The sequence below is a fragment of the Ancylobacter sp. genome (genome assembly GCF_965279025.1).
Taxonomy (GTDB): Bacteria; Pseudomonadota; Alphaproteobacteria; order Rhizobiales; family Xanthobacteraceae; genus Ancylobacter.
The window spans coordinates 2,519,107-2,531,770 of the sequence record NZ_OZ257132.1; the positions used below are offsets into that span (position 1 = coordinate 2,519,107).

Here is a 12,664-nt window from a genome sequence, read left to right on the forward strand (position 1 = left end):
TCGCCCCATTAAGCGGCGGGGTCACGCGTGGGCGGCCCAGCCGACCAGCGCGCGCTCGATGAGGCGGATGGCGAATTCCAGCACGAAGGCCACGCCGGCAATGACGAAGATGCCGGCCACCACCACATCGGTGGCGAGGAAATTGGCGGCGGACTGGATCATGAAGCCGACGCCGCGCGTCGCCGCCACCAGCTCGGCCGCCACCAGCGTCGACCAGCCGGCGCCCAGCGCGATGCGGGTGCCGGTGAGAATGGAGGGCAGCGCCGAGGGCAGCACCACCAGCCGCAGCAGCTGCGCCCGTGTGGCGCCCAGCGCCCGCGCGACATTCAGCCGGCTGCCATCTACCCCGCGCGCGCCGCTCGCGGTGGCGATGATGATCGGCGGCAGCATGGCAAGCGCGATCACCAGCACCTTCGCCGTCTCGCCGATGCCGGCCCAGATGATCACCAGCGGCAGATAGGCGAGCGGAGGAATCGGCCGCAGGAACTCGACGATGGGATCGAGAATGCCGCGCCCGACCGTCGACAGCCCGATGGCGAAGCCGGCCGGAACGCCGATGACCAGCGCCGCCGCCAGCGCGGCGAAGACGCGGAACAGGCTGGCCGCCAGATGCTGCGCCAGCGTCGCATCGACGAAGCCTTCGGTCACCAGGCGCGAGAGGCGGGTGGCGACCGTCTGCGGCGAGGGGAGGAACAGCGCCGGCACGGCGCCAAAGGCCGTCACCGCCCACCACAGGGCGAGAAAGCCGGCAAGGGTGGCGAGCGATACCCAGACGCGCAAAGGAAGGCGCCGTCGGGCGCGATGCGCCGCCGGCCCGGCCGGGGCGCGCGGGCGCGGCTCTGCGTCGAAGGGAAAGCCTTCCGCCGGCACGATCAGCGGCAGCGCGATGTCGGCGACCGGCAAGGCGGTGATGAGGCTCATAGGGCGGCTCCCGCGAAGATCACGTCACGCAGCTGCTCGCGCGCGGCGGCGAAGTCGGGCAGGGATTTCACCTTGCTGCCGAGCCCCTCCTCGAGGGCGCGGCGGCCGAAGGTGAGCGGCTCGTCGCGGACGACGCGGCCCGGCTTTCCCGCCAGCACCACCAGCCGCGTGCCGAGATAGAGTGCCTCGTCGAGGCCATGGGTGACAAAGAGGATGGTCTTGCCCGTGCGCTTCCACACATCGAGCACGAGGTCCTGCATCTGCTCGCGCGTCATCGCGTCGAGCGCGCCGAGCGGTTCGTCCATCAGGAGGATTTCCGGATCGGCGACGAGCGCGCGGGCGAGGCTGACGCGCTGGCGCTGGCCGCCGGAAAGCTGCCATGTCGAGTGGTCGCCCTTGCCGGCGAGCCCGACGAGCCCGAGCGCTTCCTCGGCGCGGGCCTCGCGCTCCGGCCTTGCGATCCCCCGCAGCTTCAAACCGAAGCCGACATTGTCGCGGGCGTTGAGCCAGGGAAACAGCGCGTCGGTCTGCAGCACCACGCCGCGATCAATGCCCGGCCCGGTCACTCGGCGGTGATCGACCCAGATCTCGCCTTCGGTCGGCGGCATGAAGCCGGCGACGGCGTTGAGCAAGGTTGACTTGCCGCAGCCGGAGGCACCGAGCAGCACGACCAGGGCACCGGGCTCGATGGCGAGCGAGATGTCGTCGAGAACGGTCGTTTCGCCGCCGTCCGGGGCAGGGAAGCGCATGGCGAGCCGGGAGATCGTGAGCTTCATCATCCACCCCATCGGGAGAAGAGAAAAAGGCCCGGCATCCCCTGGGGGAGGCCGGGCCAAGTTACACTGCGTCTCTCACATCGTCGCAGCGCTCGGGAACCGGAGATCGGAGGGGAAAAGGCTCAGTTCAGCTTGGCCGCCTGCTCGGCCGGGGCGCGGCTGACATAGGGGCCGTAATCGGCGAGCACGGCCTCGATGCGGCCCTGCTCCTTGAGGAATTTCGCCGTGGCGACGATGGCCTCGACCGAGCCGCCGCCGAGCAGGCCTTCGGAGAGTTGGTCGGCCAGAACGGGGAATTTGTTGCCCTTCAGCAGTTCGGGAATCTCTTCCGGCTTGGCGCCGGTGAGCTTGGCGATGGCGGCGACCTGCGGCGAGGCGGCGGTCCAGGAGGCACCGTTCTTCGCGTAGTCGGCATAGGCGTCGGCCGTCACCTTGACGAATTCGGCGACGATATCGGGATGCGCCTGCGCATAGTCCTTGCGCACGATCCAGGCGTCGAAGGTCGGCGCGCCCCATTTGGCGACGTCTGCCGAGGAGGCGAAGACGGTGCCGGTTTCCTTGATCTTGCCCAGCGCCGGGTCCCAGACATAGGCGGCGTCGATGTCGCCACGGGTGAAGGCGGCAGCGATCTCCGGCGGGCGCAAATTCAGGATCTCGACGCTCTTGGCATCGACGCCCCAATGCTTCAGCGCCGCCAGCAGCGAATAATGCGTGGTGGAGACGAAGGGCACGGCCACCTTCTTGCCCTTGAAGTCCTCGGGCTTCCCGATGCCGGCGCCGTTGCGCACCACCAGCGCCTCGGCCTCGCCCAGCAGGGCGGCGATGTAGATGGTCTCGATCGGAACCTCGCGGCTGGCGGCGGCGGCAAGCGGGGACGAGCCGACATAGCCGATCTGGATGGCGCCGGAGGCGATGGCGGCGATCACGTCGGCACCGCTGTCGAATTTGCGCCAGTCGATGCTGGCCTTGGTGGCCTTCTCATAGCTGCCATTGGCCTGCGCGACCTTGGCCGGGTCGGCGCCGGTCTGGTAGCCGATGGTGAGGTCGGTTGCGAAAGCGGGACCGGCGAGAAAAAGGCCGAGCGCGGCGGTGGCGGCGAGAAGGCCGCGGCGGGAAAAGCGGGTCATCGGTAAGGTCCATAGACGGGCCGTCGGGGCGCGCGGCGCCCGCGTGTCGGCCGTTGAAATCTAGGGTGAAGCTGGAGGGCCGCGATCAGCGGCGTCGACAGGTCCAGGTCATGAATGTGCCCCCGTAGCGGGACGCTGGCGGGCTGGCGGAAGGCGCAGCGGCAACGTCGGCAAGATCATCTGACCAGAGCGGGCGGTTCGCGTCAATAGAAATCTATTTAACGAGTAGATTATTATTTCCGGCCTCATGCGGAGGCGTAACGCCTTGGCGCGCCATCCACATTCTCGGCATCGTCCAGCCGGGCCGCCACCTGTTCGGCGATGCGGATGGCGTAGTTGGTCACGTCAGGCAGGCCCATCAGCTCGCCCACCGTGCCGCGTGCCAGCGGGCCGGCGACATAGAGCCCGAGCGTCGGCACGCCCTGCCTGCCGATGGCGCGCCCGTCGGCCGTCACCTCGATGCCGAGCAGCAGAGGATCGGGGCGGGCGAGGCCGGCGCGCTCCAGCGACGCCAGCACGGGATTATCCGCGAAGACCCGCCCATGCGCCGGCCCGGTGGCGGTGATAACAGCGTCGAACGCCTCCTGCGTCACCCGCCCCGTGCGGCGCTCGCTAAAGGTGACGCGGACGGCGTCGTCGCGGCGCTCCACCTCGCGCAGCGAGGCGGCGCGCAAGCTGAGCGTGCCCGCCGCGATCCGCCGGTCCAGCACCGCTTCCACCTGCGGGGCGATGCGGAAGCGGTGCACATCCCAGAACGGGCGCAGATGGCGCAGCAGCCGGGCGCGCTCCTGCGGCGGCAGCGCGTTCCAGATGGCGCTGCCCTGCAGCCGCACCTGGTCGAGCACGCAATGCCAGCTCTTGCCCGCCTGTTCGGCCTGCGCCACCGCCGCACGGATGCGGCGCACGAGGTCGCCCGCCGTGCGGGCCGGCACTGTCGCGAAGTCACCCGCGGGATCATGCGCCTCGGCCGGATGGCCCCGCGAGCGCAGGCCCCGGCGCGACAGCGCGACGATGCCGCCGCGATGACCGAGCCGCTCCAGGCTCGCCACGATATCCGCCATGGTCAGCCCGGTGCCGACGATCAGCACGCGGTCATCGGGCCGAACGGCTTCAAGCGCGCCGGCTTGCCACGGATCGGGCACGAAGCGGGGATGGCCGGCCAGCGCGCGGGCGAGGGCAGAAGGCGGGCTTGGGGGCGCATGCGCCACCGCCAGCACCACGAGGCGGGCCTCGACGATCGAGCCATCCGCGACATGGATGCGGTAGCCACCCTCTCTCGCTTCCACCGACTCGGCGGCGGCCTGCACATGCGTCACGCGCGGGCCGAGCGCGGCCAGTTGCTCAGCCACGTAAGCGCCGAACACCGAGCGGGCGGGGAAGTTGCGCCCGTCCTCCATCCGCGCCGCCGGGTCGGCGTCGAGCGCGCTGGACGCCTCCAGCCAGTCGTTGAAATGCGTCGGCTGGTTGGGATTGAGCGACATGCGCGTCGCCGGCACGTTGATGCGGTGGCTGGAATCGGCGGCGGAATAGGCGAGGCCGCGCCCCACTTCAGTGCGCGGCTCTATGACGGCGACGCGCGCAAGCTCCGGCCGCAGCCGCAACAGGTGCCAGGCGACGGCGGCGCCGGAAAAGCCGCCGCCGATGATCGCCACCGGCACATGGATGTCCGGGGCCTGCGCCATGCTCATGAGGCGGAAGCGCGCACGGCCGGGCGGTAATCATTGGCGATGGTCTCGCCGAAGGGCCCGGTGTTCACCTTGCCGCTGGCCTGCGCGATGCCGTGGTTGAGCTTGAGGCGCGGCAGCACCAGCTCCGCCACCCGATACGCCTCTTCGAGGTGCGGGTAGCCGGAGAGGATGAAGCTGTCGATGCCGAGATCGGCATATTCCTGCATGCGCGCCGCCACCGTTTCGCCCGAGCCGACCAGAGCGGTGCCGGCCCCGCCGCGCACCAGCCCGACGCCGGCCCACAGATTCGGGCTGACTTCGAGCTTATCACGCCGCCCGCCATGCAGCGCCTGCATGCGCGACTGGCCGACCGAATCGAGGCGGGAAAACACCTTCTGCGCCGCCGCGATGGTAGAGTCGTCGAGATGGCCGATCAGCTCGTCCGCCGCCTCCCACGCCTTGGCATCGGTCTCGCGGGCGATGACATGCAGGCGGATGCCGAAGCTCACCTTGCGGCCCTCGGCCTCGGCAAGGGCACGGACCTGCTTGATCTTCGCCTCGACGGCGGCCGGCGGCTCGCCCCACGTGAGGTATTTGTCGACATGCTCGGCGGCCACCTTGTTGGCCGCCTCCGACGAGCCGCCGAAATACAGCGCCGGGCCGTCCGCCTGCTGCGGCGGGAACAGCAGGTGCGCGTCCTCCACCTTGATGTGCTTGCCGAAATAGGTGACGTGCTCGCCGGCCAGCAGGCGGCGATAGACGGTGAGGAACTCGTCCGTCACCTCATAGCGCTCATCGTGATTGAGGAAGATGCCGTCGCCGGCATTCTCCACCGGGTCGCCGCCGGTGACGACGTTGATGAGCAGGCGCCCGTCGGAGATGCGGTCCAGCGTCGCCGTCATCCGGGCATAGAGGGTGGGGGAGGCGAGGCCCGGCCGCACCGCCACGAGATAGCGCAGGCGCTTGGTGGCCGGGGCCAGCGCCGAGGCGACCAGCCAGGAATCCTCGCAGCTCTTTCCCGTGGGAATGAGCACGCCGTAATAGCCCAGCCGGTCGGCGGCCTGCGCCACCTGGCGGAGATAGTCGATATCCGTCTCGCGCGCGCCGAGGCTGGTGCCGAGATAGCGGCCGTCGCCATGGGTGGGCAGGAACCAGAGGACGTTCAGGCCGTCATTGGAGGAGCCGGTGTGAGACATGGTCTTTCCTATTCTGCAGCGGCCGGCACGGCCGCATGGCGGCGGCCCGGACCGAGGACGTTCAGGATCTGGCGTTTGAGGGCTTCAAAATCGTTGGTGCCGGGCGCGCGCGGCCGGTCGAGTTCCACGCTGAGCAGAGCGGCCACCCGCCCGGGATGCGACTGCATGACGACGACGCGGTCGGCCAGCAGCAGCGCCTCGTCTATGTCATGGGTGACCAGCACGAGGGTGGGACGGGCCTCGGCCCAGAGGCTGAGCAGGTGGTCCTGCAGATCGGCGCGGGTGAAGGCGTCAAGCGCCGAAAAGGGCTCATCCAGCAGCAGCACGCGCGGGCGGGCAACCAGCGCCCGCGCCAGCGCCACGCGCTGCGCCTGCCCGCCGGAAAGCTGGCGCGGCCAGCGGTCCCCATGCCCGGCCAGCCCGATACGCTCCAGCGCGCTCGCAACTCGTGCCTCCCGCTCGGCGCGCGGCAGATGGGCGATGCCGAAGCCGATATTCTGCGCCACGGTGAGCCAGGCGAGCAGGCGCGGTTCCTGAAAGACGATGCCGATGGCGGGATGCGGCGCCGTGATGGCCTCGCCGTCGAGGTCGATCCGGCCGGTGCTCGGCTGGTCGAGCCCGGCGATGAGCCGCAACAGCGTGCTCTTGCCGCAGCCCGAGCCACCGACCACGGCGAGGATCTCCGCCGGGCGCACGCTCAGCGTCACATGCGCCAGCGCCTGCATGCCGGTGGAAAAGGTCTTTCCGAGGGTCTCGAGGCGCAGCATGGTTCAGCCTCCCGCCGCCGCTTCGCGCGGGGCGGTATCTTCCCAGCGCAGCAGGGGTGCGCTGGCCGCCACCAGCAGGGCGTCGGTGAGCTTGCCCAGCACGGCGAAGATGACGATCGTGGCGACGATCTGCGCCGGCTTGCCGAGTTGCTGGCCATCGACCAGCAAATAGCCCAGCCCCTCCGAGGCGCCCATGAACTCGGCGGCGACGACGAACATCCAGCCAAGGCCGAGGCCCGAACGCAGCGCCACGATGTAATGCGGGAGCACCGCCGGCAGCAGGATGCGGCGGGTGAGTTGCAGCGGGGTGAGGCGGAAGCTGCGCCCGACCTCGATGATCTTGCGGTCCACCGACAGGATCGCCCCGAGCGTGCCGAGATAGACCGGAAAGGCGACGCCGACCGCGATCAGCGTGACCTTCGACGCCTCGAAAATGCCGAGCCACAGGATGAACAGCGGCACCCAGGCGATGGAAGGAATGGCGCGCAGCCCCTGCAGCGTCGGGTCAATGAGCGCGCGGGCGAGGCTTGAGGCGCCCGCCAGTGCGCCGAGCAGCGTGCCGGCGGCGACGCCGAGCGCAAAGCCGGCCGCCACCCGGGCCAGCGTGGCGCGGATGTGAAGGTCGAGATCGCTATGGCCGGCGAGATCGGCGAGCGTCAGCAGGATGGTGCTGGGCGCGGGCATCAGCCGACCCTGGCTGAGGCCGCTGCGAACGGCCAGCTCCCACAGCAGCGCGGCGCCCAGCGGTACGGCAAGGCCGAGCAGCGCACTGTGCCAGCCCCGCAGATGTCCGCCCGCCCACGCCGCGCGCCGGCGATGGCCGGGCCGGGCGGCGCGCGTCTCGACGAGGCTCTCGGCGGCGCTCATCTCACGGCCCCGGCGGCAGGTAGCGGGAATCGATCAGTAGGTCGACCGTGCCCGGCACATCCACATCCGCCGCGATAACCCCGGCCGCCTGCAGCGCCTTGCCGGAAGCGACGATGGTCTGCTTCTGCGCGTCGCCGATCGGGCCGAAAGTCAGGTCGGTGCGCTCCAGCTGGCGCGCAATCACCGGGGCCGGCAGCTTGGTGGCCGACTGCAAGAGCGTGGCGAGTTCCGCAGGGTTTTCGACCGCCCATCGGCGCGCCTTCTCATAGGCGGCGAGCACGCGGGTGACGATCTCGGGGTTCTCCTGCGCGAAGGCCTCGCGCACATTCAGCACGCCCCAGCTATTGGCGGCGGGATCGCGGAAGAACAGCACCGCGCCGTCCTCCAGCTCCGCCGAAGCCATGATCGGGTCGAGCCCGGCCCAGGCGTCGACATCGCCGCGGGTGAGCGCAAGCCGGCCATCGGCATGCTGCAGCAGCACGAAGCGCACATCCTTGTCGGTCAGCCCGTTCGCCGCCAGCGCGCGGATGAGGAAGATGTGCGGGTCGGTGCCGCGCGTGACGGCGACGCTCTTGCCTTTGAGATCGGCGACCTTGGTGATGCCGCTGTCCTTGCGGGTGACCAGCGCCGTCCATTCCGGGCGCGAATAGACATAGACGGACTTGATCGGGTTGCCGTTGGCCCGGCCGATCAACGCCGCCGCGCCGGCCGTCGAGCCGAAATCGAGCGAGCCGGCATTGAGAAATTCCAGCGCCTTGTTGGACCCCGCCGACTGCACCCAGCGCACCGAGATGCCGTCCTTGGCGAAGGCTTCCTCCAGGAACTTCTTGTCCTTGAGCACGATCGACACCGGGCTGTAGGTCGCCCAGTCGACGCGGATCTCCGCCGGCGGCGCAGCCAGCACGGGCGCCATTGCCGCCAGGGTGCCGGCGATGGCGAGCCCGGCGACGGCAAGGCCGGCGAAAGCGGGGCCGGCAAGCAGGCGGCGACGGGTGAAAGACAGGGGCATGGAAAGGCCTCATTGCATGGTATACATTTTCGATAGATAACTATCCCAATCCATGCAAGAGCTATTTGCCGCATCGGCCTCGGCCGAAAGGCGGGCTCAGCGCCGAAGGAGCTGAAATGAGCACACTCAAGATCACCGGGTTGAGCGGAGGACTGTCCTCCCCCTCGCGCACCTTGTCGCTGGTCGAGCTGGCGCTGGGGCGCATCAGCGCGCAGGCCGCCGCCGGCGGTCTCGCCAACGACACGCAGTTGATCGATATCGCGGCGCTGGAGGGTATCGGCGCCCTGCGCAGCCGGCCGGCGGGCGACGCGGTGGAAGCCGCGCTGCGGGCGGTGGAGGAGGCGGACCTCCTCATTGTCGGGTCGCCCGTCTACAAGGGCTCCTATTCCGGGCTCTTCAAGCATTTCGTCGACTTCCTCGACTATGGCGGCCTCGTCGGCCTGCCCGTCGCCCTGCTGGCCACCGGCGGCAGCGAGCGCCACGCGCTGGTGATCGAGCATCAGCTGCGGCCGCTCTTCGCGTTTTTCCAGGCGCAGCCGCTCGGCACCGGCGCGTTTTTCACCGAGCGGGACTTCGCCAATGGCGCGGTCGCCGCCGGCCCGTCCGCCGTGCGTTTCGACCGGCTGGTGGATGAGGCCGTCCACGCGCTGGGCAGCCGGCGCTACCTTCGGGCCACCGTCGAAAGGGCGGCCTGACATGTCGCTCGTGGAACGCAGCACACGCTTCGCCATCCGGCGCGGCGGCGCCCGGCCGGCGGCGGGCGGGGGCCGCTCCGCCGTCGCCCGGCTGGAGGCGCGGGTCGCCGGCTGGATCCTGCCGGCCCTGCTGGTCGTGGCGTGGGAAGCGCTGTCGCGCTGGGGTGCCATCGCGCCCAACGTGCTGCCGGCGCCGTCCGCTATCGCCGAGGCCGGCTGGCAGGCGCTCCGCTCGGGCGAGCTGGTGCACCATATGGGGGTCAGCACGCTGCGGGCGCTGAGCGGCCTGGTGGTCGGCGGGCTGTTCGGGCTGGTGTTCGGCATTGCCAACGGCCTGTCGGACCTGTCGCGCCGCTACACCGACACGACGCTGCAGATGGTGCGCAACGTGCCGCATCTCGCCCTGATCCCGCTGGTCATCCTGTGGTTCGGCATCGACGAGGAGGCGAAGCTGTTCCTGGTCGCCCTCGGCGTGTTCTTCCCGATCTACATCAACACGCTGCACGGCGTGCGCACGGTCGATCCGCAGCTCATCGAGATGGGCCAAGTCTACGGCATGGGGCCGCTCGCGCTGTTCCGGCGGGTGATCCTGCCCGGCGCGCTGCCGTCCATCTTCGTCGGGCTGCGCTTTGCCCTCGGCATCATGTGGCTGACGCTGATCGTCGCCGAGACGATCGCCGCCTCGTCGGGGCTCGGCTACATGGCGATGCAGGCGCGCGAGTTCCTGCTGGTCGATGTCGTGGTGCTGGCGATCCTGATCTACGCGCTGCTCGGCAAGCTGGCGGATGTGCTGACCGCCGCGCTGGAGCATCTGTGCCTGCAATGGCACCCCGCCTTCCACACCCCGAAGACGTGAGGGAGAGCGACATCATGGCCGCCGCCCTTGCTACATCCCCCGCCCCTGTCGGTGCCCCAGCACGCGAGGCCCCGCCGCATGGTCTTGGCGTGCGGGTCGCGCATCTCTCCCGCCATTTCGGCGACAAGCAGGTGCTGGAACGGCTCGACCTCACCATCCCCGCCGGCCAGTTCGTCGCCGTCATCGGCAAGAGCGGCTGCGGCAAATCCACCTTGCTGCGCCTGCTCGGCGGCCTCGACGCGCCGAGCAGCGGCGAGATCGCCTTTGAGGGAGACGCCGACCGCGAGGCGATCCGGCTCATGTTCCAGGAGCCGCGCCTGCTGCCCTGGCAGCGCGTGGGCGCCAATGTCGAGGTCGGCCTTCCCGCCCGCACGGCGGCCGCCGAGCGCGCGCCTTTGGCCCGAGCCATACTCGGCGAGGTCGGCCTAGCCGATCGCGCGGGGGAATGGCCGGCCGTGCTGTCCGGCGGCCAGAAGCAGCGCGTGGCGCTGGCCCGCGCGCTCGCCTCGCATCCGCGCCTGCTGGCGCTGGACGAGCCGCTCGGCGCGCTCGATGCGTTGACGCGGATCGAGATGCAGGGGTTGATCGAGCGCATCTGGCTGGAGCAGCGCGTCACCGCCATCCTCGTCACCCACGATGTCGCCGAAGCGCTCGCCCTGGCCGACCGGGTGATCCTCATCGACCGGGGCCGCATCGCTTTCGATCTCGACGTGCCGCTGCCGCGCCCACGCCGGCGCGGCTCGGCCGAACTCGCGGCGCTGGAAGAGCGCCTTCTCTCCCATTTGTTTGCCGGCTCCTGAGCCAAGGAAAACCCATGACCCGCCTGACCCGTCGTTCCCTTCTGGCCGGTGCCGCCGGTCTCGCCGCTACCTTGTCCACCCCCGCGCTGCGCACGGCCCATGCCGCGGGCGGGGAAGTCCGCGTCGGCTTCCAGAAATACGGCACGCTGGTGCTGCTGAAGGGGCGCGGCATTCTGGAGAAGAAGCTGGAGCCGCTGGGGGTGTCGGTGAAATGGGCGGAATTCGCCGCCGGCCCGCAAATGCTGGAAGCGCTCAACGCCGGCGCCATCGACATCGGCCAGACCGGCGAGGCGCCGCCGATCTTCGCCCAGGCGGCGAGCGACAATCTCGTCTATCTTGCCAATGAACCGCCGGCGCCGAAGGGCGAGGCCATCCTCGTGCCGCAGGACAGCCCGATCCGGTCGGTGCAGGAGCTGAAGGGCCGCACGATCGGCCTCAACAAGGGCTCGAACGTGCATTTCCTGCTGGTGAAGGCGCTGGAGAAGGCCGGTCTCGCCTATACCGACGTGACCTTGAAGTTCCTGCCGCCCGCCGATGCCCGCGCCGCCTTCGAGAAGGGTGCCATTGACGCCTGGGCCATCTGGGACCCCTTCCAGGCCGCCGCCGAATATTCGGTCAAGGCCCGCACCCTCACCACGGCCGAGGGCATCGTGCCGAACTACCAGTTCTATCTCGGGGCGCGGAGCTTCGCCGATGCGCAGCCGAAGGTGATCGGCCAGCTGATCGAGGCGATTCGCGAGACCGATGACTGGATCCAGCGCGACCCCGCCGCCGCCGTGGCCGAACTCGCTCCGTCGACGGGCATCCCCGCGCCCATTCTCTCCATCGCCGTCGCCCGCCAGAGCTTCGGCGTGGCGCCGCTTACCGACACCGTGATCGCCGATCAGCAATTGGTGGCCGACACCTTCTTCGGCCTCGGCCTGCTGCCGAAGAAGATCGTGGTGGCCGACGCCGTGCTGCGCGGCGGCCTGTGAGCAACGGGCGCGTGTCTTGCCGATGAGTCGGGGCTGCCGCCGCGATGGCGGCGGCTTTCATCGGGCCGCTTCGAGCACCGGCAATGGCGCGGCGGCCGGGAAGGAGCTGATCTCCATCGCGGTTTCCGAGATGATCTCCTGCAGCGTGGCCAGCCGGCGCCTTTTGTAGACGCAGGAGAACGGCACGGGCGCCGGCTCGGGATCGGCCGCCAGCACGCGCAGCTTTCCGTCCGCGATCTCCTTGCCGTAGCAGCAGGGCGGCAGCAGGCTGACCCCGACATTCGCCGCCGTCAGCGTCGAGAGCACCGTCATGCTGTTGCACAGATCCGGGCGCTGCACGGAGCGGCTCTCCTCGATCCAGGACGAGATGGTCTGGTAGTGGATGGAGTTCTCGCCCAGCGAGAGAATGCGCAGATCGGCGAAATCGGCCGGCACAAGCGGGCGGCCGGGCAGCACATGCTCGGCGCCCGCCATCCAGCGAAAGGCGACGGAGCCCAGCGGATGCGACACCAGCGAGGGGTCGAACGCATCGCCGGGAATGAACACGATGTCGAGTTCGCCCGACAGCAGGCGCGCGCGCAGTGGCGCGGTCAGCGAGATATCGAGTTCGAGGCTGATATTGGGGTAGCGCTCATGCACCGTCGCCGCCAGCTGCGGCAGCCAGGTCATGGCGACGAGCTCGGCCACGCCCACCCGCACGGTGCCCGACAGCGACTGGCGCGGCGCGATCTGCTGGCGGATCTCGTCATGCAGCTGCAGCGCGCGCTCGGCATAGCCCACCAGTTCCCGGCCCTTGGCGGTCACCGTTGCCTTGCGCTGGCTGCGGTCGAACAGCACGACGCCGAGGTCGCTCTCCAGTTCCTGGATGCGGGCCGAAATGGTGGATTGCGTCGCGTGAAGTTTGCTCGCCGCCGCCGCGAAACTTCCCAGGCGCACGATCTCGATGAACGTCTCCAGCTGGCGGAAATTCATGGAATGGCGCCCCTATCATCGATATTCCCGTACAGTA

General features: G+C 69.7%; 13 protein-coding genes. 4 read left to right on the plus strand and 9 right to left on the minus strand.

Translation table 11 applies throughout. The annotated features are described in order from the left end of the window. Positions 1-21: 21 nt before the first annotated feature. The 8 genes from ACQY76_RS11560 to ACQY76_RS11595 form a co-directional block, all read right to left on the minus strand. Entirely contained in the window at positions 22-921 is a 900-nt protein-coding gene (locus ACQY76_RS11560) for an ABC transporter permease subunit (RefSeq protein WP_428028886.1), read from the minus strand. Then, the gene (locus tag ACQY76_RS11565) at positions 918-1,697 is read right to left on the minus strand and encodes a taurine ABC transporter ATP-binding protein (RefSeq protein ID WP_428032994.1); all 780 of its coding nucleotides are present in this window, start codon (positions 1,695-1,697) and stop codon (positions 918-920) included. The genes ACQY76_RS11560 and ACQY76_RS11565 overlap by 4 nt, the downstream gene beginning before the upstream one ends. Positions 1,698-1,819: 122 nt before the next feature. Then, positions 1,820-2,824: a taurine ABC transporter substrate-binding protein gene (tauA, locus tag ACQY76_RS11570; RefSeq protein WP_428028887.1), complete on the minus strand. Its 1,005-nt coding sequence runs from the start codon at positions 2,822-2,824 to the stop codon at positions 1,820-1,822. Between the two features lie 245 nt (positions 2,825-3,069). Next, positions 3,070-4,506: an FAD/NAD(P)-binding protein gene (locus ACQY76_RS11575; protein ID WP_428028888.1), complete on the minus strand. Its 1,437-nt coding sequence runs from the start codon at positions 4,504-4,506 to the stop codon at positions 3,070-3,072. Positions 4,507-4,508: 2 nt separating this feature from the next. Further along, on the minus strand, positions 4,509-5,687 hold the full coding sequence (gene ssuD, locus ACQY76_RS11580) for an FMNH2-dependent alkanesulfonate monooxygenase (protein WP_428028889.1): 1,179 nt from the start codon (positions 5,685-5,687) through the stop codon (positions 4,509-4,511). An 8-nt stretch (positions 5,688-5,695) separates the two neighbouring features. Next, positions 5,696-6,454: an ABC transporter ATP-binding protein gene (locus ACQY76_RS11585; protein WP_428028890.1), complete on the minus strand. Its 759-nt coding sequence runs from the start codon at positions 6,452-6,454 to the stop codon at positions 5,696-5,698. A gap of 3 nt (positions 6,455-6,457) precedes the next feature. Next, on the minus strand, positions 6,458-7,321 hold the full coding sequence (locus ACQY76_RS11590; RefSeq protein WP_428028891.1) for an ABC transporter permease: 864 nt from the start codon (positions 7,319-7,321) through the stop codon (positions 6,458-6,460). A 1-nt stretch (position 7,322) separates the two neighbouring features. Then, positions 7,323-8,330 (minus strand): aliphatic sulfonate ABC transporter substrate-binding protein, encoded by a 1,008-nt coding sequence (locus tag ACQY76_RS11595; protein WP_428028892.1) that lies wholly within the window; start codon positions 8,328-8,330, stop codon positions 7,323-7,325. Positions 8,331-8,446: 116 nt separating this feature from the next. On the opposite strand from ACQY76_RS11595, the gene ACQY76_RS11600 reads away from it, so the two are divergent. Genes ACQY76_RS11600 through ACQY76_RS11615 form a run of 4 tightly spaced genes read left to right on the plus strand, consistent with a single transcriptional unit; the run spans position 8,447 to position 11,655 of the window. Further along, positions 8,447-9,025 carry an NAD(P)H-dependent oxidoreductase gene (locus ACQY76_RS11600; RefSeq protein WP_428028893.1) on the plus strand — a complete coding sequence of 193 codons (579 nt, stop codon included), beginning with the start codon at positions 8,447-8,449 and terminating at the stop codon, positions 9,023-9,025. A 1-nt stretch (position 9,026) separates the two neighbouring features. Continuing rightward, entirely contained in the window at positions 9,027-9,881 is an 855-nt protein-coding gene (locus ACQY76_RS11605) for an ABC transporter permease subunit (protein WP_428028894.1), read from the plus strand. Between the two features lie 14 nt (positions 9,882-9,895). Beyond that, entirely contained in the window at positions 9,896-10,681 is a 786-nt protein-coding gene (locus ACQY76_RS11610; RefSeq protein WP_428028895.1) for an ATP-binding cassette domain-containing protein, read from the plus strand. A 14-nt stretch (positions 10,682-10,695) separates the two neighbouring features. Further along, a complete protein-coding gene (locus tag ACQY76_RS11615; RefSeq protein ID WP_428028896.1) occupies positions 10,696-11,655 on the plus strand; it encodes a sulfonate ABC transporter substrate-binding protein in 960 nt (319 codons plus the stop codon). A 57-nt stretch (positions 11,656-11,712) separates the two neighbouring features. Here the strand turns inward: ACQY76_RS11615 and ACQY76_RS11620 are convergent, their stop codons facing one another. Further along, positions 11,713-12,627, minus strand: coding sequence for a LysR family transcriptional regulator (locus ACQY76_RS11620; protein WP_428028897.1), 915 nt, complete (start codon positions 12,625-12,627; stop codon positions 11,713-11,715). Between the last annotated feature and the right edge of the window lie 37 nt (positions 12,628-12,664).